The sequence below is a fragment of the Natronoarchaeum rubrum genome (assembly GCF_024494695.1).
The window spans coordinates 321,837-347,452 of sequence record NZ_JANHDP010000001.1; the positions used below are offsets into that span (position 1 = coordinate 321,837).

The 25,616-nt window shown below is 67.4% G+C and carries 23 protein-coding genes and 1 tRNA gene; 11 read left to right on the top strand and 13 right to left on the bottom strand.

Annotated features, from left to right (window positions below; genetic code table 11):
* Positions 1 to 1,437, top strand: a complete 1,437-nt coding sequence (locus tag NO931_RS01755; protein ID WP_256390903.1) for a hypothetical protein — start codon at positions 1 to 3, stop codon at positions 1,435 to 1,437.
* 84 nt (positions 1,438 to 1,521) lie between these two features.
* On the opposite strand, the gene NO931_RS01760 is transcribed toward NO931_RS01755, so the two are convergent.
* The 3 genes from NO931_RS01760 to NO931_RS01770 all read right to left on the bottom strand — a co-directional run bounded on the left by NO931_RS01760 (position 1,522) and on the right by NO931_RS01770 (position 6,117).
* Positions 1,522 to 2,595, bottom strand: a complete 1,074-nt coding sequence (locus NO931_RS01760) for a DUF7350 domain-containing protein (protein ID WP_256390904.1) — start codon at positions 2,593 to 2,595, stop codon at positions 1,522 to 1,524.
* A 180-nt stretch (positions 2,596 to 2,775) separates the two neighbouring features.
* On the bottom strand, positions 2,776 to 4,065 hold the full coding sequence (locus NO931_RS01765) for a DUF7405 family protein (RefSeq protein ID WP_256390905.1): 1,290 nt from the start codon (positions 4,063 to 4,065) through the stop codon (positions 2,776 to 2,778).
* An 84-nt stretch (positions 4,066 to 4,149) separates the two neighbouring features.
* Positions 4,150 to 6,117 (bottom strand): PAS domain S-box protein, encoded by a 1,968-nt coding sequence (locus tag NO931_RS01770; RefSeq protein ID WP_256390906.1) that lies wholly within the window; start codon positions 6,115 to 6,117, stop codon positions 4,150 to 4,152.
* A 287-nt stretch (positions 6,118 to 6,404) separates the two neighbouring features.
* On the opposite strand from NO931_RS01770, the gene NO931_RS01775 reads away from it, so the two are divergent.
* Both NO931_RS01775 and dpsA read left to right on the top strand, forming a co-directional pair.
* The gene (locus NO931_RS01775) at positions 6,405 to 6,662 is read left to right on the top strand and encodes a DUF8593 domain-containing protein (protein ID WP_256390907.1); all 258 of its coding nucleotides are present in this window, start codon (positions 6,405 to 6,407) and stop codon (positions 6,660 to 6,662) included.
* A 126-nt stretch (positions 6,663 to 6,788) separates the two neighbouring features.
* The gene (gene dpsA / locus NO931_RS01780) at positions 6,789 to 7,322 is read left to right on the top strand and encodes a DNA starvation/stationary phase protection protein DpsA (RefSeq protein ID WP_256390908.1); all 534 of its coding nucleotides are present in this window, start codon (positions 6,789 to 6,791) and stop codon (positions 7,320 to 7,322) included.
* 148 nt (positions 7,323 to 7,470) lie between these two features.
* Here dpsA and NO931_RS01785 read toward each other — a convergent pair whose 3' ends face one another.
* Positions 7,471 to 7,638: a hypothetical protein gene (locus NO931_RS01785; protein WP_256390909.1), complete on the bottom strand. Its 168-nt coding sequence runs from the start codon at positions 7,636 to 7,638 to the stop codon at positions 7,471 to 7,473.
* A 131-nt stretch (positions 7,639 to 7,769) separates the two neighbouring features.
* Here NO931_RS01785 and NO931_RS01790 point away from each other — a divergent pair, with 131 nt between their 5' ends.
* Positions 7,770 to 8,969 (top strand): tRNA sulfurtransferase, encoded by a 1,200-nt coding sequence (locus NO931_RS01790; protein WP_256390910.1) that lies wholly within the window; start codon positions 7,770 to 7,772, stop codon positions 8,967 to 8,969.
* A 50-nt stretch (positions 8,970 to 9,019) separates the two neighbouring features.
* Here NO931_RS01790 and NO931_RS01795 read toward each other — a convergent pair whose 3' ends face one another.
* On the bottom strand, positions 9,020 to 9,823 hold the full coding sequence (locus tag NO931_RS01795) for a DnaJ domain-containing protein (RefSeq protein ID WP_256390911.1): 804 nt from the start codon (positions 9,821 to 9,823) through the stop codon (positions 9,020 to 9,022).
* Positions 9,824 to 10,069: 246 nt separating this feature from the next.
* On the bottom strand, positions 10,070 to 10,339 hold the full coding sequence (locus NO931_RS01800; RefSeq protein WP_256390912.1) for a DUF7571 family protein: 270 nt from the start codon (positions 10,337 to 10,339) through the stop codon (positions 10,070 to 10,072).
* A gap of 171 nt (positions 10,340 to 10,510) precedes the next feature.
* Between NO931_RS01800 and NO931_RS01805 the strand changes: the two genes are divergently transcribed.
* Positions 10,511 to 11,008, top strand: coding sequence for a redoxin domain-containing protein (locus tag NO931_RS01805; RefSeq protein WP_256390913.1), 498 nt, complete (start codon positions 10,511 to 10,513; stop codon positions 11,006 to 11,008).
* Between the two features lie 78 nt (positions 11,009 to 11,086).
* On the opposite strand, the gene NO931_RS01810 is transcribed toward NO931_RS01805, so the two are convergent.
* A complete protein-coding gene (locus NO931_RS01810; RefSeq protein WP_256390914.1) occupies positions 11,087 to 12,013 on the bottom strand; it encodes a complex I NDUFA9 subunit family protein in 927 nt (308 codons plus the stop codon).
* 269 nt (positions 12,014 to 12,282) lie between these two features.
* Between NO931_RS01810 and NO931_RS01815 the strand changes: the two genes are divergently transcribed.
* Positions 12,283 to 12,666 (top strand): DUF302 domain-containing protein, encoded by a 384-nt coding sequence (locus NO931_RS01815; protein ID WP_256390915.1) that lies wholly within the window; start codon positions 12,283 to 12,285, stop codon positions 12,664 to 12,666.
* Positions 12,663 to 14,213 carry a multicopper oxidase family protein gene (locus tag NO931_RS01820; RefSeq protein WP_256390916.1) on the top strand — a complete coding sequence of 517 codons (1,551 nt, stop codon included), beginning with the start codon at positions 12,663 to 12,665 and terminating at the stop codon, positions 14,211 to 14,213. The genes NO931_RS01815 and NO931_RS01820 overlap by 4 nt, the downstream gene beginning before the upstream one ends.
* Positions 14,214 to 14,282: 69 nt before the next feature.
* Here the strand turns inward: NO931_RS01820 and NO931_RS01825 are convergent, their stop codons facing one another.
* Both NO931_RS01825 and NO931_RS01830 read right to left on the bottom strand, forming a co-directional pair.
* Entirely contained in the window at positions 14,283 to 15,335 is a 1,053-nt protein-coding gene (locus NO931_RS01825; protein ID WP_256390917.1) for an NAD(P)/FAD-dependent oxidoreductase, read from the bottom strand.
* Between the two features lie 190 nt (positions 15,336 to 15,525).
* Positions 15,526 to 15,598, bottom strand: a tRNA-Gln gene (locus tag NO931_RS01830).
* A 151-nt stretch (positions 15,599 to 15,749) separates the two neighbouring features.
* Here NO931_RS01830 and NO931_RS01835 point away from each other — a divergent pair.
* The 3 genes from NO931_RS01835 to NO931_RS01845 all read left to right on the top strand — a co-directional run bounded on the left by NO931_RS01835 (position 15,750) and on the right by NO931_RS01845 (position 19,872).
* A complete protein-coding gene (locus tag NO931_RS01835; protein WP_256390918.1) occupies positions 15,750 to 16,646 on the top strand; it encodes a DUF8048 family protein in 897 nt (298 codons plus the stop codon).
* Between the two features lie 90 nt (positions 16,647 to 16,736).
* A complete protein-coding gene (locus NO931_RS01840) occupies positions 16,737 to 19,415 on the top strand; it encodes an AAA domain-containing protein (RefSeq protein WP_256390919.1) in 2,679 nt (892 codons plus the stop codon).
* Between the two features lie 64 nt (positions 19,416 to 19,479).
* Entirely contained in the window at positions 19,480 to 19,872 is a 393-nt protein-coding gene (locus tag NO931_RS01845) for a DUF5820 family protein (RefSeq protein ID WP_256390920.1), read from the top strand.
* Between the two features lie 39 nt (positions 19,873 to 19,911).
* Here the strand turns inward: NO931_RS01845 and uvsE are convergent, their stop codons facing one another.
* Together uvsE and NO931_RS01855 are read right to left on the bottom strand one after the other, a co-directional pair.
* The gene (uvsE, locus tag NO931_RS01850; RefSeq protein WP_256391378.1) at positions 19,912 to 20,829 is read right to left on the bottom strand and encodes a UV DNA damage repair endonuclease UvsE; all 918 of its coding nucleotides are present in this window, start codon (positions 20,827 to 20,829) and stop codon (positions 19,912 to 19,914) included.
* A gap of 278 nt (positions 20,830 to 21,107) precedes the next feature.
* Complete coding sequence (locus NO931_RS01855; RefSeq protein WP_375142016.1) at positions 21,108 to 22,346, bottom strand: MFS transporter; 1,239 nt, start codon at positions 22,344 to 22,346, stop codon at positions 21,108 to 21,110.
* Between the two features lie 347 nt (positions 22,347 to 22,693).
* On the opposite strand from NO931_RS01855, the gene NO931_RS01860 reads away from it, so the two are divergent.
* The gene (locus NO931_RS01860) at positions 22,694 to 23,143 is read left to right on the top strand and encodes a UPF0179 family protein (protein ID WP_256390922.1); all 450 of its coding nucleotides are present in this window, start codon (positions 22,694 to 22,696) and stop codon (positions 23,141 to 23,143) included.
* Positions 23,144 to 23,339: 196 nt separating this feature from the next.
* Here NO931_RS01860 and NO931_RS01865 read toward each other — a convergent pair whose 3' ends face one another.
* The gene (locus NO931_RS01865) at positions 23,340 to 24,185 is read right to left on the bottom strand and encodes a M14 family metallopeptidase (protein WP_256390923.1); all 846 of its coding nucleotides are present in this window, start codon (positions 24,183 to 24,185) and stop codon (positions 23,340 to 23,342) included.
* Positions 24,186 to 24,472: 287 nt separating this feature from the next.
* The gene (locus NO931_RS01870) at positions 24,473 to 25,564 is read right to left on the bottom strand and encodes a TIGR04053 family radical SAM/SPASM domain-containing protein (protein ID WP_256391379.1); all 1,092 of its coding nucleotides are present in this window, start codon (positions 25,562 to 25,564) and stop codon (positions 24,473 to 24,475) included.
* Between the last annotated feature and the right edge of the window lie 52 nt (positions 25,565 to 25,616).

A 25,616-nucleotide genomic window follows, 5' to 3' on the forward strand; every position in this document is an offset into this window, starting at 1 on the left:
GTGATCGGCCTTCGCCCCCTGCTTCGGCGCGTCGCGTTCGGCGTCGCCCTCACGGTTCTCTCGATATCCGGCATCGCGAGCGCACACCAGGTCGGCGGGACGCGCTTCGAAGCGCCGATTCCCCTGTGGCTTCTGTTCGGCGCGGCGGCCGCGACGGTCGCGCTCACGGCGACCCTGCTCGCGCTCACTCGATCGCGGCCCGCGTCGCACGACGCCGGGGTTGCCGCGCCGCTCGATGCCGAAGACGCCGCGGCGAGCGCGCCGTCCCGGTCGGTCCGGATTCCGGCGCCGATCGGCGGCGCCGTCGCGGCGGTCGCCCGGATCGGCTTCCTCGCGATCGTCGCGTTCGCCGTCGTCGTCGGCTTCGTCGGCCCGCAGACGCCCGCCGAGAACGTCGCGACGCTGTTCGTGTGGGCCGTCTGGCTCAAGGGCGTCGCACTGCTCGCCGCGCTGGTCGGCGACCCCTGGCCGATCCTCTCCCCCTGGCGGACCGTCTACGAGGCGCTGGCCCGGATCGAAGGCGCCGAGATCGCGCTCGCGAGCTACCCCGAACGGCTCGGCGAGTGGCCGGCGCTGGTCGGCTTGCTCGCCTGGGTAGGGATCGCAGAGAACCTCACCGTGCTCCCGCGCTCGCCCGTCGGCACCGCCGTACTCGTCCTCGGCTACGCGGTCGCGATGCTGGTCGGCGGGCTGGCGTTCGGTCGGACGTGGTTCCGGCGAGCCGACGCGCTCGCCGTCCTCTACCGGCTGTTCGGTCGCGTCGCGCCGCTCGACGTGCGCCGCGCGGACGACGGATACGCGGTCGGCCTGCGCCCGCCGTGGCGGGGCTGTACGACTCCCGTGCGCTCGCTCGGGACGGTCGCCGTGGCCGTGGCGGCGGTGTACACGGTCAGCTTCGACGCATTCACCGGGACGCCGGAGTACCGGAGCATCCTCTTCTCGCTTCGCGACGCGACGGGACTCGGCCCGCAGGCGAGCGTACTGCTGTACCTCCTCGGCGTTGCGCTCTTCGTGGGCGCGTTCGTCGGCGTCGCCGCGCTGACCGCCCGCGTCGCCGGATCGCCGGGCTGGCGGCCCGCCACGCTCGCGTTCGCGCCGACGCTGCTTCCGATCGCCGTCGCCTACGAGATCGGCCACAACTACCCGTTCGTCGTGAGGAACGTCGGGCAGCTCGTCGGCGTCGTCGGGGGGTACGTCTCGCCGGCGGCCGCCCCGATCGCGCCGCTGTCGTGGCTGTCGGTGCAGGGATTCTGGGCGTCGCAAGTGGTGCTGATCGTCGCGGGCCACCTCGTCGCGGTCGTCGCCGCTCACGCCGTGGTCGTCGAGTACGCGCCGTCGGACCGCTCGGCGCTGCGGGTCCACGCGCCCCTGGCGGCGCTGATGGTCGGCTACACGGTGGTCTCGCTGTGGACTATCTCGCGCCCGGTCGTCGCGTGAGCGGCCGCCGATTCGGCGCGACGGCGTCGAAGCGATGACCGCTCACGCGACGGCGTCGACCGGCGGAATCGCCACCGCGATCGATCACTCGGCGGTGAACTCGACCGGCGGCATCTCCAGAAACGCCGTCTCGTACCCTTCGTGACGCGCCATTCGGGGCGTGGTGTCGACGGTGATCGTCACGGCGTCGCCCGACTGGACGCCGTCGATGCCAGCGCCGTAGTGATAGCCCAGGTCGGGGTGGAGCGCCCCGTCAAGCGAGCCGTCGTAGACCGATCCGCCGTCGCGCTCGACCGTCGTCGACAGCCCCATCGTCGGCAGCGGGATGTCGTTGTACGGCGTCCGCGGCGACACCGCGAAGTACGCAGGCGCGTCGGCGAACGACGGGTCCTCGATCACGGTCGCGACGAAGTCCGCGTCGCCGCTCGTGCCCTCGCCGACGACCGTGCCGGGCAGGTTTTCGCGGGCCGGAACGGTCGACACCGGCATGTTGCCCATCGGCATCAGATCCAGTGCGCCCTCGGTTCCCTGCTGGTCCTCGAACGTTTCGTAAGAAATCGTGTCCCGGGTCGCCTGTGCGTACTCGAACTCGATCTCCACGGTGCCGGCGTCCTCGAACTTCCCCTCGAACGCGCCGAGACGCCGCGCCGTGACGTTGCCCGGGTTCACGGTGACGGTGTACGTCCCGTCGCCGTCGAGCGCGTAGTTGTCGCCGTAGTGAAAGCCCATGTTCTGGGAGAGCATCGTCCAGGGCGGCTTCGTGGAGACGACCTCGCCGTCGCGCTCGATCGTCAGGCCCACGCCGCTGTCGACCGGCAGCACCGTCTCGGTGTCGGCGTCCCACAGCGTCACCATCAGGTGGACGTCGTCCTCGTCCCGGATCGGAACCTGGTTCGTACCCCCGGCCTCCATCGTCCAGAACCGATGTGGGTACGAGTACATCAGTCCGACCGAGAGATCGCCGGCCATCCCCATGCCCGCCATCTTCATCCCCTCGCGGTGGGTTGGGTAGTAGACCGCTTCGGGACGGTTCTCGACCAGGGCCGGCTCACCGCCCGTGCCCTCGGTGTTCTCGTCGGTCTCGAACAGGCCCGCGCAGCCTGCGGTGGCTCCGACACCGACGGCGCCCGCGGCAGCGAGAAACTCGCGTCGCTCCATACGGCCTCGTAGCGAGCGAACCCGGATATCAATTCTGATTCCGACGCCGCCGCGGCGTCGCCGTCGCGGCGCAGTCGGCGTCATCGCCCGGAATCGGCGTCACCGATCCCGCATCGGCGTCGCGATCTGTGCGGTCAGACGCCGAGCGCCGGCGTCGACCTCCGCGAGGAGAGACGCCGCTCAGGCGTCGGGCCGCGGCGTCGGCAGCGCGCGCTGGGATCGCGGCGGGAGCAGGAAGTTCCCGCGCCGGGTCACCGTCATGTAGCGCTTGATGCCGTTGTTCGTCGTGGTGCCGACGGCGGTGTCCTCCGCGATATCGTCGCCGGTCATCTGCCGGCGCGTCTCCACGAAGTCGGCGATCGAGCGCTGCAGGGAGAGGAAGTGCAGCCCCGCGACGCCGTCGTCGGTCGAGTCGAAGTCCCGCCGGAGCATGATCGGCGAGTCGTTCTCGTCGCGGGCGCGGGCGGTTTTCTGGGCGTGCCCGACGACGCCGGACTCGCTGGCGTCCTCGATCACGTCCTCGGCGCACTCGCCGACGCCGCTCTCGTTCCCGAGGTTCTCGCCGGTTCCCTCGACGCGGCCCTCCTCGGCGTGGGCCGGGCAGAACATCGAGGCGACGCGGTGCTCGCGGCTGTCCTGCTCGTACCACTGCTGGAGCTGCAGGCGGATCTTCGAGAGCTGCTGGGTCGTCCCGCCCGCGAAGGGGCCCTCGGCGATCGAGACGCGGTCCTCGCTGGCCTGATTCTTCTCGAAGCCGGACTCGAAGCCCATGTACAGCGGCGAGTCCTCGGGCACCGGTTCCGAGTCGGGGATTCCTGCGACGTCCTGATTCTCCGCCGGGAGCCCGTCGCCGATGAAGCCCGTCCGCCGATCGGCCTTCTCCAGCACGCCGCTCACGTTCTCGGTGATCTCGACGCCGTTGAGCTCCTCGCGGTTGCCCACCAGCGCCTCCTCGGCGCCGATCACGACCTGCGCGTAGTCGCTCGCCAGGTGGACGACCGCGTCCTGCTGGTCGAGCTCCGGGTCCTCCAGTTCGGTCAGCGCCCGGGGTTGCTGGAGCCCGACCGAGTCGGGGAGGTCGGCGTCGAACCGATCGAAGTAGGCCGGCGAGTAGCCGACGGTGAACAGCAGCCCCTCGGGGTCGCGCTGGTACGTTCGTTCGAGGTTCCGCAGCGCGGCCTCGACCTGCTCGCGGCCGTCGCCGTCGGGCGTGCCGCCGTTCCGGAGGTTCAAAAAGACGAGGACGTGGTGTCGCGGAGGGACGTCGTTGCCGTGCTCGTCGGTCGCGAGTGCGTCGTTCCACGCGTGTTGACGGGTCGGGAACGACGAGAGGTCGTCGGGGCCGGTCGGGATGTCCGGCGCCTGCTCGCGGTCGGTACAGGCCGCGAACGCCGACGCGCCGCCGATCGCGACCGCGGCTTTTGCGAACTCGCGACGGGAGATACCGCGTTCTGACGCGGGGTCTGTCATCGCGTCCGATTAGGGGCCGGAACTGCAAGGAGGTTCTGGTCGCGGCGGTCGGCCGCGGATCGGAATTTCGATCCGGCGCCGCCGTCACTCCGGGCGCTTGCGCACGTCGCCGAACTCGAAGCGGGCGCCGCCCGAGTCGCTCTCGGTCGCCTCGACCGTCCAGCCGTGTGCGCTGGCGACTTCCCTGACCACCCAGAGGCCGATGCCCAGCCCTTCGTCGGACGTGGTAAACGACGACTCGAACGCGTGCTCGCGGATCTCCTCGGGCATCCCAGGTCCGTCGTCCTCGACGTAGAACCCGGTCGATCGGGCCGGGCCGTCCTGATCGTCGGCGTCTGGCGCCGACTGGTCGAGTAGTCCGACCCGGATCGTCACGTCCGCGGCGCCGTGCTGGATCGAGTTCCGGAACAGGTTCTCCAACTGTCGGAGCAGCCGCGATCGGTCCGCCGCGAGCGGCCCGGAGTCGACGATCTCCAGCGTGGCGTCGCCCGTCGAGACGGTCGACCAGGCGTCCTCGGCGACGCCCCGAAGCGTCACCTGCTGGGTCTCGGTGACCGTCTGGCCGTGGCGCGCGAGCGCGAGTACGTCGCCGATGATGTCTTCCATCCGATCGAGCGCGTCGCGGACGTTGTTCAGGGCGTCGCTCTCGCCGACCCGCTCGGCCACGATGTCGAGGTACCCCTGCGCGACCGACAGCGGGTTGCGAAGGTCGTGGCTGACGATGCTGGCGAACGCTTCGAGGCGCTCGTTCTGGCGTTCGAGTTCGCGCTCGCGCTTTTTGCGCTCGGTGATGTCGCGGATGACGCCGACGGTGCCGCCGAACTCGTCGTGGTCGCGCGGCAACAGCGCGATCTGGTTCTCACAGGGAACGGTCGTCCCGTCCTTACACTCGATCGTTATCTCCAGGGCCTCCGTCTCGTCGTCGGCGTCCCGGAGCCGGTCGATCGTCTCGCGGCGCCGCTCGACGTCGGCGTCGTCGAGCAGGATCGAGACGTGTTCGCCGAGCAGGCCCTCTCTGGTGTAGCCCGTCATCTCCAGCAGGCCGTTGTTGACGGTCATGAAGTGGCCGCCCGAGTCGAGCGCGTACATCCCGTCGCCGACCGTCTCGACGAGGCGCTCGTACCGCCGGAGCACGCGCTCTTGCTGGTCGTACTCGCCGCGGATCGCCATCGTGTCGAGCACGTGGGCGGTCGTCTCGCCGACCTCGCTGATCGCGCTGCGGTCGACCCCGCGGAGTCCGCCGTCGGCGTCCGCGTAGACGCCGAGGACGCCGCGGAGTTCGCCGTCGGCGGTCAGCGGGACGAACATCGCGGCGGTACAGCCCCGCTCGACGGCGGCGTCCCGCCAGGGAACGTCTTCCGCGTGGGCCGCGATGTCCTCGACGACCTGCGTCTCGCGGGTCCGCAGCAGGCGTTCGAGCACTGTCGAGGTCGGCCCGGTCCCGATGCCGAACGTCGTCGAGGTCGGCCAGTCGTCGGCCGCCGCGCTGGTCACCCAGGGGACGACCTGGCGCTCGCCCGGGTCGTACTCGCCGACCCACGCGAACGCGTAGCGCCCGCCCATCGTGAGCTGGTCGCAGACCGCGTGTTCGATGTCCATCGGTGACGTGGCGTCGACGAGCCCGCGCCTCACGTCCCGGACGACGTCCTCGGGCCTGTTGCCCCCGGGCGGACCGTCGTCGCCCGGCTCGGCGACGACGGCGTTGGCGACCCAGCCCCCGAACGCCTCGTCGTCGACGCCGTCGAGGAAGTCCACGACCTCCGCCAGCGCCGTTCCGCTCCCGTCCTCGGCGTCGTAGGGAGAGACGACGAGTACGGAGAGGTTCGGATGCCGCCGTCGGAAACTCGAAAACAGATCCGGCTGCTCCCGGAGCGTCGCCCGATCGGTAACGACGCAGTCCACGTCGCCGTCCTCGACGCGGTCGATCCCCTCGCCGGGGTCGGCGGTGCCGATCACGGTGATCCGGGGGTACGACCACTCCAGAGGCGCGGCGATCCGGTCAGCTGCGTCGGCGTCGACGCTCAGACAGAGGACGCGGTTGCCGTCGGTCATCCCGACGTCACCACCCGGAACCGCCGTCGTCCGGCACGGTTCCTGCAGGTCATTGCGTGTCAGTCGCGAGGGAACATCGAGTAATAATCCTTTTTGTTCCGTTCATCGCTGTCTACGTGCTGATCAACCGTGTGTGAGTACGCATCATTCCTCGATCGATCTATTCTTCCCGAATATTTCTAGCGTCCGTTCCCTCCATAGCCACATTTGCGCAATTACCGTTACGAATCGGTGTGTCGCAGCCCCGCGCTTATGTTCTGGGAGCGCGACGATTCAAACGAAAACGGATGACCAGCGATCGCTCCGACGCGACCGAACGGGACGTGGGGAAGCCGATCGTCGACGCTGACGAGAATTCCTTGGGACGAGTCGCGGGCGTCACCGGTAACGAGATCGAAGTGGATCCGGATCCGGATCTGCTCGACCGCGTCAAGGCCCGGTTCGGTTGGAAGGATCGCGACGGCGACACCTATCGGATCGACGCCGACCGCGTCAAAACGGTGACCGACGACGAGGTCGTGGCGCGGGCGCCGCGACCTGACTGATCGGCGTCACCGCGTCGAATTGACCTCGACAGATTCTTTTCCGCCGAATAATTTTTTAGGGTTGCCAAAGAAGTCTTTTCGTATAGGGAATCTTTAATAGGGTGGCGAACGAACGTATCGAACGCAATGAGCACCCAGAAGCCCGTCCGTCAGGAGTACGGTACCGTCGAGGAGAACGCCCTTCGGATCGACGAGGACAAGGCCGAACAGCTCATCGACGCGCTGAACACCGACCTCGCGGCGACCGAGGTGCTGTACCACCAGCTTCGCAAGCACCACTGGACGGTCCACGGCGCCGAGTACCGCGACCTCCACCTGTTCTACCAGGAGGCGTACGAAACCGCCAGCGAGGGTGCCGACCACATCGCCGAGCGCGTCCAGGCGCTGGGCGGCGTCCCCACGAGCCGGCCCGCGGACTTCCAGGAGCGCTCGCCCGTCGAGCCCGAACCCGAGGACATCTACGAGGTCCGCACGATGATGAAAAACGACGAGGAGATGTACGGCGACATCATCGAGCGGGTCCGCGAGCACATCGAACTCGCGGAGAACCTCGGCGACTACGCGACTTCGGAGTTGCTCCGCGAGCAGCTCGAGGACCTCGAGGAGTTCGCCCACGAGATCGAGCACTTCCTCGCGGAAGACTCCCTCACCAAGTGGTGAGCTGACGGCGCGGCGCCGCCCGTAGACGAGTCGACGTCTCTTTCACCCGCGCGGGCAGCTATCGATCGTTCGATATTCCGGAGCAGTCTCCTCGGTGCCTCTATCTCACTATCCGGCCCGTCGAGAGCAGAGCGTCAGGAAGAAGCAGCTAGCGCTCGGGCGTTACTGCGAGGTCGGTTGCGATCCAGGCGTCGTTGTTGTCCTGCTCGGTGAAGACCGTCTTGCCCGGACAGGTCTCACAGGCGGCTACGACGTGGTCGTCCGCTTCCTCCTCGTCGACGGTTTGCGTACGTTCGGTGTCGGCCTCGGCGTCCATCGAGTTTGATTAGGCGGGCCTAAATCTAAAAGGGTTTTGGTCTGCCTAAGTTTCTGGCAGTGGAGACGATCCGATCGCGCCACGACGCGGCGTCCAAAGCGCGTATATCCTACCGCCGAGTACGGGCGGGCATGCAACCGCCGGGAGCGGACACGGTCCTCGTCCGCCACGGGGAACTCAACACCAAGAGCAGCAAGGTCCAGGGGGCCATGGAGCGGCGCCTGATCGCAAACCTCCAGGCGCTCGTCGCCGACCGGGGGATCGAGGGCGAGGTCGAGCGCCGCTGGTCGCGACCGCTGATCCACACCAGCGAAGCGCAGGTCGACGCGGCCGTCGAAGCCGCCGCGAGCGCGCCGGGCGTCGTCTCGGCCAGCGCCGCCGTCGTCGTGCCGGCCGAGCGCGAACCGATCGAGGACGCGCTGGTTCGGGCCGCCCGCGAGCACTACGACGCGGGCGCGTTCGCGGTCCGGGGCCGCCGCGCCGATCGCGACGTGCCCTTCGACAGCGAGGACGTCCAGCGCTTCGGCGGCACGGCGATCTGGGAGAGCGTCGAGGACGAGTTCGAGCCCGAGGTCGACCTCGACGACCCCGACCTGGAGTTCTTCGTCGAGATCCGCGACGGCCAGGCGTTCATCTTTCTCGAAAAAGTGTCTGGGCCGGGCGGGCTTCCGGTCGGCACCCAGCAGCCGCTGGTCGCGCTGATCAGCGGCGGCATCGACTCGCCGGTCGCCGCGTTCGAGGTGCTGCGCCGCGGCAGTCCGATCGTCCCGGTCTACCTCGATCTGGGCGACTACGGCGGCGTCGACCACCGCGAGCGCGCCGTCGAGTCGGTCCGCACCCTGGCGTCGTACGCGCCGAACTACGAGTTCGACCTGCGCGTCGTCGACGCCGGCGAGACGGTCGACCTTCTCGCGCAGACGTTCGAGGAAGGTCGGATGCTCGCGTTCCGCCGGTACATGTACCGACTCGCCGAGCACGTCGCCGAAGAGACCGGCGCCGTCGGGATCGTGACGGGCGAGGCGATCGGCCAGAAATCCAGTCAGACCGCGATGAATCTCGGCGTGACGAGTCGAGCGACCGACCTGCCGATCCACCGACCGCTGCTGTCGGTGGACAAGCAAGAGCTGATCGAGCGCGCGAAAGACATCGGGACGTACTCGACGGCGACGATTCCGGCCGGCTGTAACCGGTTCGCGCCCGATCAGGCCGAGACGCACGGCCGCGCGGCGACGATCGAAGCCCGCGAACCCGACGACCTGTTCGAGCGCGCCGAGCGCGACGCCGCGGACGCCGAGGTTCTGGCACTGGGCCGCGGCGTCGACCCGGTCTGAACGGTCGCGGTTCGCCCGCGGCGTCGGCGCCGTCTCGTAGCTGCGGTTCCTCAGAACGGCGGTCGCGAGAGCAGCGGCTTCACGCTCGACCCGATCGCAAAGCGGAACCGCTCTTTGTCCTCGATCCCGCTGCCGGCGCCGGCCCGGGCGAACACGTTCTGGGTGTACGCGAGCTCAGCCACGTCGATTTCGGCCGGGAACTCCTCGGCGATGACGACCGCCTGCAACTGCGCTCCCGGTTCGACGGCGACGTCGGAGCCCGTCCAACCCGACGGGAGCTTCGGGTCGGAGGCGCAGTACTCGCCGGCGCTCTCGTAGCTGCGTCCGTCGCTGCCGACGAAGGAGAGACACTGGTTGCCCCGCCATCGAACAGTTCGGTCGCTCGCGTTCTCGACGGTGAAGAACGCGACCGTCCGCTCGTCGCGCCCGTCCAGCATGTGTGAGGCGACGAACGCCCCCACGTCGGCGTCCTTGATCAGCGCGACCAGTCGCAAGGTCAGATACTGGCCGCGGAGTTCCAGCCCGACGCCGCTACAGCAGTTGACCGCCGACTGGTCGGCGTGCTCGGTGGGCTCGACAGCGGTCCCGCGGGTCGGCGCCGCCGCTCCTCCGGTTCTCGTCGCCGTTCCGCCGTCCGTCGAACGCCGCACCGAGCCGGCTCCGCTACCGGGGCGCGTTCCGCTCGCGGCGTCGCCGCGCTGGATCGCCTCGTAGGCCTCCTTGATCCGGATGAACGTCTCGGTGGAGCCGCCGTGGTCCGGATGGTGAGTCTTCATCAGTGTCCGGTACGCCTCGCGGACGCGCTCCTCGTTCGCCCCCGGATCCACGCCGAGAATGCTGTACGGACGATCCATCTTAATCAAGTGCTCTATCCGAGAGCAAAAATATTTTTTGCATAGATGTCGGAGCGCTATAATACGTGTCGTCGATCCAATCGTTTCGAGGAGTGGCTTCGTAGATCAGTCGTAGCCAAAATTATTTGGCACATGTATTGTACGTATCCGTGACGATGTCGATACCGCCGTCACAGGTCGCAGCCAACGGGGGGTTCCGGGGCTACTCGCTTTGGGAAACTGATGAAAAAGCGTCTCGGGACCGCTTCAGGCGGAGACGCTCTCGCAGTGCCAACCGGGGTCGACGCCGGTTCGCTCGAGCCGACTGGAGCGACAGGCCGGGCAGTAATCGGGCGTCTCGTTTTCGTTCCGAGGGACGTAGACCGCGCCGCCACATTCCACGCACGCGTCGTCGACGACCGTCGTGCAGTCCGCACAGAGGTTGAAGTCGTCGACCGTGAGGTCGCGCAGGGGTTCGAGTTTTTTGTCCAAGAGGTACTCGTCGATGACCGCCTGACAGTTGTGGCACGGTTGCATGTCGATCCAATTTGATGCATGTGACCATCTACCAAATACCTGACGCCCACGGTAGCACTCTCACCCCGCAGAGAGCGATCCCGACCGCTGTCTCGATTGCTCGTCGAACCCCTCTCGCGCGAAGCGAGACCCGCGGTAGAACCTTTACTCGCTCGGCGCCGTATCTGTGGTATGCTCGACGTAGGCGATTCGGCACCGGAGTTCACACTCCCGAAAGCGGGCGGCGACGCGTACAACGACATCGAACCGTTCGCGCTCACGGAAGCGCTCGGCGACGATCCAGTCGTCCTGGCGTTCTTCCCGGCGGCGTTCACCAGCGGCTGTACCGCCGAGATGTGCGCCTTCCGGGATTCGATGCACCGCTTCGACGAACTCGACGCCGCAGTGTACGGGATCAGCGTCGATCTCCCGCCGGCCCAGAACGTCTGGATCATGCGGGAAGAGCTCAACTTCCCGATGATATCGGACTGGGATCACGAGATCATCCACGAGTACGGCGTCGTCAATCCCGAAATGTACGATCAGTTCGAGGCAGCCCGGCGGAGCATCTTCGTTCTCGACGCCGCGGGGACGATCACGTACCGCTGGGTCGAGAGCGACGGCGAGACGGACTTTGCGGCAGTCGTCGAGACCGTTCGGGAAGCTGTGGCCGAGACGACCACCGCTTGACTGTGCGCGGCACGTCCGACCGCCGCCTCGCGGATCGACTGCACGCCGTCCCGTCGCGCTCTATACCGGAATGTCTGGTCAGTCGTTCGGAACGGGACGACTCTTCGGTCTGTGTCGACGCCCGCCGTCGAGGTACGTCGAGAGCGTCGTCAGATCCGACATCTCGTACCCGAACGCCCCGACATCGTTGTGATCGGTGACGTTGGACATCTTCAGCGCCCGCGCCTGATCGACGCCGAGGGGGATCGACGGGATCGGGTCGACGGCGTACAGCGCGACCGTCGCGAGCCCCATCGGCACCGGAACGATCTCCACTGATTTTCCGTCGGCCTCGTAGAGCATGCGGGTGACCTCCCCGAACGAGAGTACCTCGGGACCGCCCAGCTCGTACACCTCGCCGTCGTACGCGTCGTCTTCGATGCCGTCCGCGAAGATCTCCGCGCAGTCCCCGATCCAGATCGGCTGGAATCGGGGGCGGTCCCCGCCGTCCGGGAGCGCTGTCACGTACGGCGTGGTGTGGCGCCTGACGAAGGTGAACGTCTCGCTGCCCTCGCCGAAGATGAACGACGGCCGGAAGACGATCCAGTCGAGTTCCGAGTAGCGGACGATTTTCTCGCCGAGTCCCTGGGTCCGCCAGTAGGCGGTATCGCCGTTCGGATCCGCGCCGAGCGAACTCATCTCGACGAACTTCGAGATACCGTGTTCTTCCGCGGCCTCGACGGCGTTGATCGACCCCCCGATGCAGACGCTGTCGTGGCTGGTCTCCTTCGGCGGCTGGTGCAGCGGCGGCAGCGCCGCGAGGTTCACCGCGACATCTTTTCCCTCGAACGCGCCCTCGATGGACTCATAGTCGGTCACGTCGCCCTCCGCAAGTTCGACCGCGTCGGGCAGGACCGACGGGTCGGGCGTTCGCGACAGTGAGGTGACGTCGTGGCCGCGATAGAGAAGCTCCGCGCAGAGGTGTCGGCCGACGAAGCCGTCGCCGCCGGTGACGAGGACGTTCATACCGGCAGTACGCGGAGACCGGGTGTAAAACACCGGTGCGCCGCGGCTGCTGAAGGTGGAACTGACCGACGACCTCCGAAGCGGTGCTGATCATCGATGCCGCCTTTTCATAATTGTGCGAATAGCACAATTAGTTGGCTGGAAAATATCGACAGGTTCCGGTGGTGTCGGGATGGATCTTTTTGCTATCCGGCTGCATAGTATCGCCTTTTGGGGAACTAAGTTCTTTGCCGCAACACTCATCACTGATCGAAGCCGACTTGTGTAGTATGGACTATACTGTGAGCAAGAAGGTCGACGGTGAGTTCGACTCGGTCGTCGAGAAGACGGTCGATGCCCTCGAGGACGCGGGATTCGGCGTCCTCAGCGACATCGACGTCCGAGCGACGTTCGCGAAGAAACTCGACGAGGAGTTCCGGCAGTACCGCATCCTCGGCGCCTGCAACCCGGGTCTCGCCCGCCAGGGGCTCGACGCCGATATCGAACTCGGCGCGCTGTTGCCGTGCAACGTCGTCGTCTACGAGAGCGACGACGACATCGTCGTGAGCGCCGTCGACCCGGAGCGACTCCTGGGCGTCGCCGACGACCCCGACCTCGACGCTGTTGCGGAGGACGCCGCCGACCGATTCGACCGCGCGCTGGGTGATCTGTGATTCCGCCGTCTACCTCCCGCCGCCGGTTCCTGCAGTCTCTCGGCGCAGTCGGGGCGAGCGCTGTCGCGGGCTGTCTCGATCGGGACGGCGCGGCCCCGGGAGACGACTACCAGCCAGCGCCCCCGCGAGACCCCGTCGACGCTCCCGCGGACGCGTCGAACGCGCTCACGGCGGCGCCGGGGCCGGTGCAGCCGGGCGCCGACGCCTCGGCCGAGAACTGGCTGTACGACGGCGAGTTCCCCGGGCCCGAACTCCGGGTGAGCGAGGGCGACGTGATCGAGACCGAGATCGCCAACGACGTCTCGGAGGGGACGACGATCCACTGGCACGGCGTCCCGGTGCCGAACGCGATGGACGGCGTCCCGAACGTCACCCAGCCGCCGATCTCGCCCGGTGAGACGTTCACCTACAAATTCAGGGCCGAACCCGCGGGGACGTACTTCTTCCACAGCCACGTCGGGCTCCAACTCGATCGCGGGCTCTACGGCCCGCTGATCGTCGAGGAGTCCGACCCGCACGTCGAGTACGACCGGGAGTACGTCGTCGTTCTTGACGACTACCTCGAAGGGGAGCCCCGGCCACTTTCGGAACTCGACTCCGGCGGCGGCTCCGGCGGAATGGGCGGAGGAGGCGGTCCTGGTGGAGGAGGCGGCCCCGGCGGAATGGGCGGTGGCGGCTCCGATGGCCGTGGCGGCGGCCGCGGGGGTGGCGGACCGGGCGGAATGGGCGGCGGAGACGGCGGACCGGGCGGCGGAATGGGTGGCCAGATGGGCGACAGGCGCCCGCCGTACGCCGGCCTGCTGGTCAACGGCCGACTCCCCGACTCCCCGCCGACGTTCGGCGTCCGGCGCGGCGAGCGCGTCCGGTTCCGGTTCGTCAACGCCGGGAGCGCGACGGCGTTCCGCGTCCGGATCGCCGGGCACGAACTGAACGTCACGCACGCCGACGGCCGGCCGGTCGAACCGGTCGCGGCGGACTCGTTCGTCTTTGGATCGGGAGAACGGTACGACGTCGTCGTCGAGGCCGACACTCCCGGCGCGTGGGAGCTCCGAGCCGACGCGCTCGACGGCGACGAACCGCCGGCGCGCGCCGTCGTCCGGTACGAGGGGAGCGACCAGTCGCCGAGCCTGCCGTCCTCGGAGGGGCAGCGACTCCAGTACGGGGACCTTCAGGCTCGCTCGCCGTTGGAGGGCATCGACGGACAACCGGATCAGCAGTTCGACCTGACGCTGTCGCAAGCCCGCGGATCGGCCGAGTGGTTGATCGACGGACAGGCCTACCCCGACGCCGACCCGCTTCGCGTCCGCGAGGGAGACCACGTGCGGATCCGGATGGTGAACCGCAGCCCGGTGCTCCACCCGATGCACCTCCACGGGCACTTCTTCCAGGTCGGCGACGCGGTCAAGGACACCGTGATCGTCCCGCCCCACATGGGCGAGGTGACCATCGACTTCGTCGCGGACAACCCCGGCGACTGGCTGTTCCACTGTCACAACCTCTACCACCTCGAATCCGGAATGGCGCGCGTGCTGCGATACGTCCGGTGATCCTCTCCTCCCGAGGTACAATCGTTTCACTGCGGTCTCCCGGGCGCGTCAAACACGGTCGGCACGCGTTTAGTACACGTGTTTCCAGAAGAACGGGTAGCTCCTGGCGGAGATCGCCCGCAGAATCGCGGGCAACGATCCACAGTGGACGATCCCGTTCGTCGCGAGCAGGGCGGTGGTCCGTCCGAGGTAGACGATTCTCGGATGCCATCGCTCGTCGTACTCTATCGGTCGCCGTCCCCTGATGCCCCGGAGCACGTTCTTCGCGGTTCGCCTGGCTTCCAGCCCCGCGGAGTAGCCGTCTTTCACCTTTCCCGGATAGTCGACCACGTCTCCGACCGCGTACACGTCGTCGGCGTCCCGACAGCGCAGGGAGGCGTCGACGAGCAGGCCGCGCTCGTTCCGCGGGAGGCCGAAGCTCTCGATCACCGGGTTCGGCTCCACGCCGCCCGCCCAGATCGTCAGATCGCTGCGCTCGACACGCTTTCCATCCAGGACGACGCCGTTCTCCGTCGCCTCGGTCGCGCGCGTCCCCGTCCGGACGTCGACGCCTCGCCGGTCTAGCTCCCCCTCAGCGATGCTCCCCGCACGCTGCGGAAAATCTTCGAGCGGCCGCTCGCCCGACGTGAGCAGCGAGACGTCAAGGTCGACCCCGAGAGACGCGAGCGTCGCCGCCGTCTCGACGCCGACCGGGCCGCCGCCGACGATGACGGCGTCGCAAACGTCGTCGGAGCGTACCGCTCGCCGGATCTCTCTGGCGTCGGTCCTGACGTCCGACACGTGGCCGCGATCCGCGGCGTCGAGTCTCGTCACGGCGCCGAGCGCGATCAAGAGCGTGTCGTACTGCAACGACCCGCTCCGCAGGCCGACTCGCTTCTCTGTCGCGTCCAGACCTCGGACGTGATCCCGGACGACGGTGATGTCCTTGTTGCCGAACGCGTCCCGTAGATCGAGCGTCGCACAGTCGAACGGCATTCCCTCGATCACCCGATAGAGGCGAAACGAGAACACGTGGCGCGCCCGATCGGAGACCACGATCACGTCGGTTTCGCTCGCGCGTTCCAAGTACGCCGCGGCGATCAGGCCCGCCTCTCCGCCGCCGAGGACGACTGTTCGTTCCATGCGTTGTCGGTCAGTCGTGCTGGAGCGCTCGACGCACCGTCGCGTCGGCCTCCACGATGTGTAGTGGCTACTGCTCGTCCTGTAAGGGTTGGTACGAATTGTGTACGTGGAACGAGACGGGGTCGACTGTCGAGGACAGCATGATCCAGTGTATTTCGGGACGAGTTCGAGGAAACGTTCGCAGTAGAAGTAGTCCCGGGCGGATTCGAACCGCCGTCATGGGCTCCAAAGGCCCATATGATTGGCCACTACACCACGGGACTCCGCATCGCGAATTACCCGTCGGCGCCACAATAGTGTTACTTTTCTTCTCCGAGATGCCACCAGCCCCGCGGTCGACGGACGACACGCCCCGGAAGGACGCCGCAATTATCTCGAAAGCCCGCTTTTCACCGTCTACGGCGAATCCAGCGTATGGCGCAGAACCCGATCGGAACGGACGTCGACAGAGATCGAATGGTCGAGTTGCACCGCGGGGACGGTGTCTTCGCCGTGGACGTCACCGACCAGACGGAGACCGTGGATCTCCCCGACGGGTCGGCCGTCGTCTGGCGACTCCGTCAGGAGGGCGACGTGCCGCGGCTGGCGCTGGTGCCGGTACCCGAGGACGAGGTCCCCGACGACACCGTCGCGGGACACGTCGGCGAGGACGCGAGAATGCCGATCCCGCGCCCCATCGTGACCGAGGGGCTGGAACTCGATCCCGAGGCGTACGATCCGGACAACCCGCTGCTGTTCAAGCCCGACGAAATCGACGAGGGAGCCGCCGCGGCTGCGATGCCGACCGGAGCCCCAGCGCCGGCGGCCGACACGGCGCTGGAACTCCAGCCGGTCCGGTTCGCCGACGGGACGCCGTACCGCGACGAGCCGGTGCCCGAGGAGTCACTGGACAGCGATCCGATCGCCGAGGCCGCACTCGAGCAGGACGCCGACGCCGAGGGAACCCCTCAGTCCGGCACGGTCTCGGCGCCGATCGACTCGTCGTTCGTCGACGAGGTCCTGACGCCCCGCGGTGTCGACCGCGAGCAGGTGATCGAGGTGCTCGAAGCCATCGCGCGCCACGATCTGATCGGTCCGGAAAACGACGCCACCGAGTACGACCCGCTGACCGTCGACGACCGAGCGGTGATCGTCGTCGACGCCGACGTCTGGGAGGCCGAGATCGCGCCGGAAGTCGACGTCGACCGGGACGCGCTCGACGCCGCGCGGAAGCTCCATCACCGGCAGGCGGCCGACCTCTACGAGCGAGCGAACGCCGACGAGGAGCGCGAGATCGCCGAGTCGCGCGACGCCGTCGTCGTGAAACGCTGACCGTCGACGCCGCAGGTGACGGGAGCGGTCCAAAGCAGCCAACAGTCCGCAACCCGAGTGCTTTTGGCCGCGGGCGACCGACCCAAGCGCGTGCAGATCAGGGGTGAGGTCGTCGACGTCGGCGACGTGCGCGAGATTTCCACGCAGTACGGCGAGCGCGACCTCGTCGAGTTGCAGGTCCGCCGCGAAGCCGATCTCGAGCCGGTGACCGTCACACTGTGGGGCAAGTGGGCAGAGACCGCCGAGTACGTCGAGTCGGGAATGGAGCTAACCGTCACCGACGCCGAGCGCGACGACTACGACGGCGAGGAGCGCTACGCGACGACCGGCGATTCCTACGTCGTCGTCGAGCCATCCTTCCTCGTCGACGTGACCGACGTCCGCTCGTGGGTGCAGTGCCCGCGGATGTACTACCTGAACAAGATCTCCGGCATCCCGCTGAACTACCCCGTCGTCAAGGGGACCGTCGTCCACGAGGTGTTCGGCGACCTGCTCCGGGGCCGCGATCTCGACGAAGCCGTCGAGGACCGGGTCGCCGATGCGGGCCTCCAGCTCGGGCTGCTCGGCCGGGAGGCCGACGCCGTCGCCGAGGAGGTGCGACAGAACGCCGCGGCGGTCGACGGCTGGCTCGCCCAGGGGACGCTGACCGACGAGGACGAGTGGCGCAGCGAGCAGCTGCTGATCAGCCACCGCTTCGGCATCAAGGGTCGCGCGGACGCCATCCGCCGGGGGATGCCCGTCGAACTCAAGACCGGCAAGAACACGAAGCGCGACCCGCGCTTCCAGGACAAGATCCAGGCCGCTTCCTACGGCCTGATGCTCCACGAGAAGGGCGTCCCCGCCGACACCGGAACGCTGCTTTACACGAAGAACACGACGCTCGACCGCGGCGAAGCGACGGGCGATCTCTCGCCGGCCAAGGAGTTCTCTATCGGGCCGGGGCTCCGCGACTTCGTCGTCCGCGCGCGCAACGAAATCGCGGCGATGGAACACGGCATGAGCGTCCCGACGGGCCACGAGGCCGACGCCAAGTGCGAGTACTGCTTCGAGCAGGACGCCTGCATGGTCGTCTCGGGGCGGCTCGATCAGGAGTCCAAAGCCGGTCAGATCGGCCGCGCCGTGCCCGACGAGGAACAGGAGTACTTCGAGCGATTCTACGAACTCTTAGAGACCGAGCGCCGGACGGTCCACGCCGAGTACGCCAAGCTCTGGGAACAGACCGCAGCCGAGCGGGCCGACGACGACCGCGCGGTGATCGGGCTCGACTTCGTAGGAAAGTCCGAGCTTCCGGGCGGTCGCTGGGAGCTGCGCGCCGAGCGCTCGGGCGACGCCGTCTCGAAGATCCGCGAGGGCGACGTGGTGCTGGCGAGCGACGGCGATCCGGTCGACGGCCACGCCGAACTCGGGCGCGTCGAACGGCTCGGCGCCGACGAGATCGTCGTCACGACCGACGAGCCCGTCGAGTTCTCCCGGATTGACGTCTACCCCTCCGAGCTCTCGGTCGACCGGATGCTGACCGCGCTCCACGACGCCGTGCTCAAGGGCGACCCGCGCCGGAAGGACGTGCTGTTCGGGCGCACGGAACCCGAATTCGGAAGCACGTCCGAGACGTTCATCGACAACAACGACGCCCAGGACGAAGCGGTGCGGAAGGCCGTCACCGCGGAGGACCTCGCGCTGATCCACGGCCCGCCGGGCACCGGCAAGACGTACACGATCGCCCGGGCAGTTCGCGCGATGGTCGAGCGCGGCGAGCGCGTGCTGCTATCGGCGTTCACGAACCGCGCGGTCGACAACGCGCTCGAAGCCCTGCGCGATCAAGGGTTCGAGGACATCGTTCGCGTGGGGACGAAAAGCGGCGTCCGCGAGGACATGCGGGATCTGCTGCTCGACGAGCGCGCCGACCCCGACGATCCGGACGACAGCCCGGAGGGGCGCGCCGCCGAACTGGAGGACGCGCCGGTCGTCGCCGCCACCACCGCGACCTGCGGCTCGCGAGTGATGAGCGAGCAGTCGTTCGACGCCGCCGTCGTCGACGAGGCGTCCCAGCTCACCGAGCCGAACACGCTGGCGGCGATCAACCTCGCCGACCGGTTCGTGCTCGTCGGCGACCACCACCAGCTTCCACCCGTCGTCAGGAGCGAGACCGAGCTCTCGACGTCGCTGTTCGAGCGCATGATCGACGAGTACCCCGCGGCGTCGGTGATGCTCGACCGCCAGTACCGGATGGCCCAGCGCATCCAGGCCTTTGCCTCGCGGGAGTTCTACGACGGCGAGCTGCGGCCCGCCACGCCCGAGGTCGCCGGTCGAAGCCTCGGCGACTTCGACGGCGTCGACGTAGACGCCCTCCCCGCCGACCTCCAAGATCGCGTCGCGATGCTCGACGTCGAGGGCGACGCCGGACGCCACACCGACGCCGTCGAGGCCGAGCGCGTCGCCGACGCGATCGACGAGTTCGCGAGCGCGGGCATCGATCGCGACCGGATCGCCGTGATCGCGCCGTTCCGCGCGCAGGTCGCCGAGATCGACCGGCGCGTTCCGGAGGACGTGGCGGTCGACACGGTCGACCGGTTCCAGGGGTCGAGCAAGGACGTCGTGATCGTCTCGTTCGTCGCGACCGACGACCTCGACAGCCCGATCTTCGAGGACTACCGCCGCGTGAACGTCGCGCTCACGCGGGCCAAGCGCTCGCTGGTGCTGGTCGGCGACGCGGACGCGCTGCGAACGCACGACCGGTACGCCCGGATGGTCGACTGGGCGAAGCAGTAGGCCCTCGACGCGATCACAGGCGAGTCGCGAACCGCTTTTGACGCCCCGCCGAGTACTCCCGCCCGTGACCGACTACGACGACCTGCCCGACGACTGGGTGGTCTGGAACGACGAGCCCGACGGGCGGAGCGTGCTGGCCTACCGCCCGGACGTGTTCGACTCGCAGGCGTTTCCGCCCGAGTGCATGCCGACGATCTACCTGACGAGCGGGCGCCCCTCTCGGCGTCCCGCCCGATCGGATCCGGTCGAGTCCGGCACGGCGTGGAACGTCACGCTGTATCTCGAACCCGACGTGGAGCGCTCGGCCGACAGCTACGAGGACCGTTCGGACGCCGTCGCGGGGGCCGTCACCCTCGCCGAGCGGTTCGCCGACGGCGATGTCGACTACCGCGAACTGTATCAGATCCCCCGCGAGGAGTACTTCGAGAAGCTCGACGAGTTGACCGGTCGAGAGTAGGGACAGAACGCAAACTGACGCCCTGACCCCCGCCCCCAACTACGACGTGCTGACGATCGGATCAGTTCCGTCTCGGTATCGCAGCAACGCTCGCTCCTTCGACTTGGCTTCGAGCATCACGTCCGCGCCGTCGAGCAGCCAGTCGGGTACCGTCGAGACGTACTCGGCGTGCGCCTGTGGACGTGCGTCCTCCCCGTACAGCCGTGCGGGCTCGGAGTAGTGTGCGATCGGCCGCACGTCGCCCCACGTCTCCGCGGCCAGTTCGAAGGCCTCCCTGTACGTGCGTCCTCGACTCGTGAACAGGTGGTGGTGGTAATCGAACACGACGGGCACGCCGAGCGGTTCCGCGACCGCCTCGACCAGTTCGGGGACGCTCCAGAGTCCTTCCTTGTCGTCGTTCTCGACCGTCAGGCGCTCGCGGGCGGCGGGCGAGAGACGGTTTACGGCATCCCGGAAGCGAGCGGCCGTCGCCTCCTTGTCGCCGTAGTGGGCGCCGATGTGAACGTTGATGCTGTAGTACGGCGTCCGAGGCAGGCCGAACAGGTCGAGCCACGCGCCGTGGACTTCGAGGGTTCGAAGGGAGTTCTCGACGGTCTCGGCGGACTCGCTGGCGAGCTTGCACCAGTGGCTCGGGTGAAACGTGAATCGCACGCCGTTTTCGCGGATAAGCCGACCACAGTCGGCCGCAATCCGTTCGATCTCGTCGTAGTCCGGCAGGTCGGTCAGTTCGAACTCGGAGTTCCACGGGACCAGATCGGACGTGCAGCGGTAGAAGTAGATGTCGTGGTCGACGTTCCAGCGCAGGATCTCGTACAGGTCGGAGAAGTTCTGCAACGCGAGTTCGGATGCGTAGTCGAGACCCCGTGACTCCCAGGTCTTCTTTTGCATTCCGCGATTGCATCGCAGCGGGGGCTCGTGCTCTCTCAGCGTCCGATTCAAACAGGCGTAGCCCAACATCGGCGTGGCATCCGGTTGGCGCTCTATCCAGATAACCACACGGGTGCACCGAACCCCCCGCGACGAGGGCTAGTCCGCGGTGAGCCGGCAATGCGACCGTCTCCGGGAATTGGGAGTCTCGGTGTCGTCGGTCGCGGTCGCTACACGGCACGTTGCTCTGATGAATCCCTCAGCCACTGCCCGGACTAGTCCCGCCGATTGTTAGATACAGGGGGTGAATCTAGCATCTGAACTGCTTTCGATCCGTAACGTTCGGAGTGACCGGGCTAGCGCGGAACTCAGTATTGAACTGATCCATCGCCGATCGGAACCTCCCAGAGGAGAATGGCCGCCGCCCCGACGACGAGAACGACACCACCGACACCCAGTGCGAACAGCGGAGAGACGGCGTCGGATACGACGCCACTCCCGAGTTGAAACGGGACGACGGCGAGACCGCTGACCATCGCCATCGCGCTCAGAACAGTGGCGCGACCGAGCGTCTCGACCCGATCGTTGATGTACTGTCCGGCAAACGATCGCGTGACGTCCGAGACCCCTCGAATCAAGAGGAACGTCGGAAGCGCAAGCACCGGCAGGAGGTACATCCCGATCAACGCGCCACCGACGGCGAACGGGAGGACGAGAAACCACATCCGCAGCCCGATCGTCTCCCTGATCGCCCCCGTATAGTAGTTGAGCACCGCACCGACGAGACTGTACGCCGCATAGAACCATCCCAGCAGGGCTTCGACTTGCGATTGCGGGACGCCGAGGTCGAGAACCACCGTCTCGAAAATCGGCTGGAGGAAGACGAACACGAGGTACGTGACCGCGGCGTACAGAACGTAGTAGTAGAGCAAGAACGCTCGCAGACGACGACGAGCGAGGACATCCCTCACGATACGGACCGTCCGGCGGAGGCTCAACTCCTCGGTCGCGGTTTCCTTGTACGTCTCGGGTTCGTCGAGCGTGAGCAGCACCACGACCCCGAGACTCGTCACGCCCGCGGCGACGAACCAGGGATACGAGAGGTCGATGCTGCCGAGATACCCACCGAGAATCGCCGCAACGGCTCCGACGGCCAACGCCGCCGACTCTCCGCGCCCCCGTACGCGAGCGAACTCGTCTTCCGAGAGATCGTCGGTGAGCGTGTCGTAGAGCCACGCGTCTTCGCTCCCGGAGCGGAAGTTGTAACCCAGCGACCAGCAGACGTAGAGGCCCGCCAGCGGGAGAAACGAGCTCGACAAGCCGATGCCGAGAAGCGTCACGGAGATGAGCGACGTTCCGACGAGGAGACTGTTACGTCGTCCGACGCGGTCGCCGACGTAGCCGGTCGGTATCTCTCCGAACAGCGTCGTCAGGTTGTAGATCGCCTCCAGAATTGCAATCTGTGTGAAAGAAAGACCCTGGGCCAGAAAGAAGAGATACATGACGGGTCGATAGAATTCGACCGCTTTCGTCGATTTGTATAAGTAATACTTCAGAATGTTCCCGGAGATCGCCCCTCCGATCCCACCACCTGTGCCACCTACCATTCGTGTACTGGCAAACGAAGAGCTGGCTAGTATATTCTGTTATTACGGATCAACCGACCGGACACATATATCGGAGCATTTGGCCGGTACACTCACTCGATCAGTCGCTCTTGGATGTAGTCAGACGGTGACTGGTCAGTGAGCGATACGCGCTCTCTGTTCAACAAGGTACCGCGAACATCACTTGCTCTTGACAGAACGACCGGCGAGCAGTATGTATATCTATCTAGCAGCTATTCCGACGACGAGAGATCGAAGAACCCGGATTTCGACAGGGCCGGTCACGTTCGACTTCGGACATCCAGTGCCCCGAAAAGCGTAACCGCGCTGAATCGCTACGCGAACGCATGGGGCAGGTGACGCTCATCGGAACGCGGCTCGCCGAATTGGGAGAGGAGTTCGTCTACCACGGCGAGGCCAGCGGCTGCGAGGGCTGTCCGTACCGCAGCCAGTGTCTGAATCTCTCTGAAGGAACGAAGTACGAGGTGACGACGGTGCGGGACAACGCGCAGGTGCTCGACTGCGCGATGCACGACGGCGGCGTCACGGCCGTCGAGGTCGAACCCGCGCCGGTTCGGGCGAACGTCTCGGCGCGGAACGCCTACGCGGGCTCGAAAGTCAGCCTCGAAGGGCCGTGTCCGCACACGGAGTGCCCGAGCCACGAGTTCTGCGAACCCGACGGCGTCGAGTTCGACGAGGAGCGCCGGATCGACGAGATCGTCGGCGAGCCGCCACACGACCACTGCATGCTGGATCGGGACCTGACGCTGGTGGAGTTCGCGCCCGACGAGAACTGATTGCTCGATACGTAGCTCGACGGTCAACGCGCTTCGGCGTCCTGCTGCGGCGAAGCCGAAGCAGGGCTCGCGGAGCTGTGCTCCGCGGCGCCCTCGCGAGCGGTAGCGTCTTGGCGAGGCGAAGCCGAGCCGATGCTCGATGAGCTCCGCTCGTCGGCGAGCGAGGGCTCGTCACGATCGAAGCGAAGTGACGGCGTCACTCCGCGTTTTCCGGGCGCTCCCTCGGGAGCTCCGCGATCTTCTGGGCCGCGTAGCCGAAGATTTCGTCGTACCCGTCGGCCGAGAGCAAGACGGGGTAGAACGACTCGTCGGCGACCATCGGCGTTCCGTCGGCGCTCGCGAACCGATCGCCGGCGTCGACGAGCTCGAAGTTGTTCGCCGAGACGAGATGATCGCCGGTCCCCGTCTTGGGCACCGAGCGGGTCAGCCGGAACACGGGAACCGACTCCGACGCCGAACTCGATGCGACGCCGAACCGCTCGCGGAGGTCGTCAGCCGTCTCTTCCGACAGCGCGCCCATCTCCTCTAAGAACGCGACCGCGATCCCGATCGCTGCGGCGGAAGTCTCCTCGGACCCCTGCAGTCCGCTTTCGATCTCGACCGTTCGGACCGACCGAAACAGCCGGCCCTGGATGAACTCGCCGGTGTCGACGACTGCATCGACCGGCAACGTCCGACCGAGGCGCTCGACGAGATCGTCGACCCGGTCGGCGACGAGGAACGGCTCGGGGTGGGACTGGGTCGCGTGCATCGCCAACGCCGTCGTCCCCGCCAGGCGCTCGCTCAACTCGTGAGCCAGCCGTTCTTCGTAGGCCTCGGAGTCGGGATCGCCGGGGAACGAGCGGTTGAGGTCGGCGTCGAGGTAGCGCTCTCCCGCCTCGATCGCGCGCTCGTTGGCGATCACCAGCAGGACGGACTTCTCGACCGGCGGCGACGCCTCGATCAGATGTTCGACGGCGTCGACGCCGGACGGCTCGTCGCCGTGGATCCCCCCGACGACCGCCAGTTCGGGCTCCCCCTCGCCTAACTGTTCGACTCGCATTGATCGACACTACTCACGACGACCCTTATCGGATTCGGTCTCGCTGTGAGCGTCCTGACGCAACCGACGGTCGATCGGTTAAAATCCCGCAGTACGCGGGGCCGGGGCTGTTCCTTCCCGAGCCCATACGTCCGGTCGCTGGCCGATCGCCAGCGCGTCCGTCACGCGCCACCTCCCCATCGTGGTCCGGGACGGCAGCGGCGTAGGTAGGCATGTCTGGTCGGTTCCCGGCCCCGCAGTAGTTTTTCGCCGACCGTCGCCGACCGGGTCGGCGAGCCGCGATCGCGCTACGCGTCGGCGCGCTCCCAGGGCAGCGGGCCGTCGTACTCCTCGGGGACGAACGGGCAGAGCGGATCGCTTTCGAGGGGGTCGCCGGTCGTCGCGTACGCCCGCGAGCGGCTGCCGCCGCAGACGTTCCGGTAGGGGCAGGCGCCGCACTTCCCGCGCAGTTCGTCCGCGTCGCGCAGGCGCTCGAACAGCTCCGCGTCGCGGTAGATGTCGACGACGGACTCGTCGCGGACGTTGCCGGCCGACTCGGGCAGGAACCCCGAGGGGTACACCTCGCCGACGTGGCTGACGAACGCGAACCCGTCGCCGGCGGTGATACCGCCGCGGCGTCGGCGGCCGCTCGCGTCCCCGCTACCGTCGCCCTCCTTCTCGGCGCGCTGGATGCCGACGCGGCGGTAGTGGGGCGCCTCGGTCGTCTTGACGCCGAACGGTTCCTCGTCGGCGACGCCGTGGAGCCACGCCATCACGTCCTCGGAGCGCTCGGGCGGGACGGGATCGAGCGCGGCGCCCCGGCCGACCGGGACGAGGAAGAACACGCTCCAGAGCACCGCTCCGAACTCGCGGACGCGATCGCGGATCTCGGGGAGCCGGTCGACCGTCTCGGTGCAGACGGTGGTGTTGATCTGTAAGGGGATGCCCAGATCGCGGGCGTCCTCTGCGGCCTGGACCGTTTCCTCGAAGCTGCCGGCCTCGCCGCGGAACGCGTCGTGGGTGTCGGCCGAGCCGCCGTCGAGGCTAAGCGCCATGCGCTTGAGCCCGGCGTCGGCGAGGTCGGCCAGCCGGTCGCGGGTCAGCGATCGCGTGCCGCTGGGCGTCAGCGAGACGTTCAGCCCGGCGTCGGTGCCGTAGTCGACGAGTTCGACGAGGTCGTCGCGCTTGAGCGGGTCGCCCCCCGAGAGCACGATCAGCTGGTTCTCCGCGAACTCGGCGGTCTGGTCGAGCAAGCGCTTTCCCTCCGCGGTCGTCAGTTCGTCCGGATGCCGGTCCGGCACGGCGTCGGCCCGGCAGTGGTCGCAGGCCAGCTCGCAGGCCTGCGTGAGTTCCCAGATCAGTACGAGCGGTCGGCGGTCGGTGTCTACGTGCACTGTGATGCCCTCCTGTTCGTGATCCGCGCGGTCGTCTACGGCGCAACTTTGCGATCCC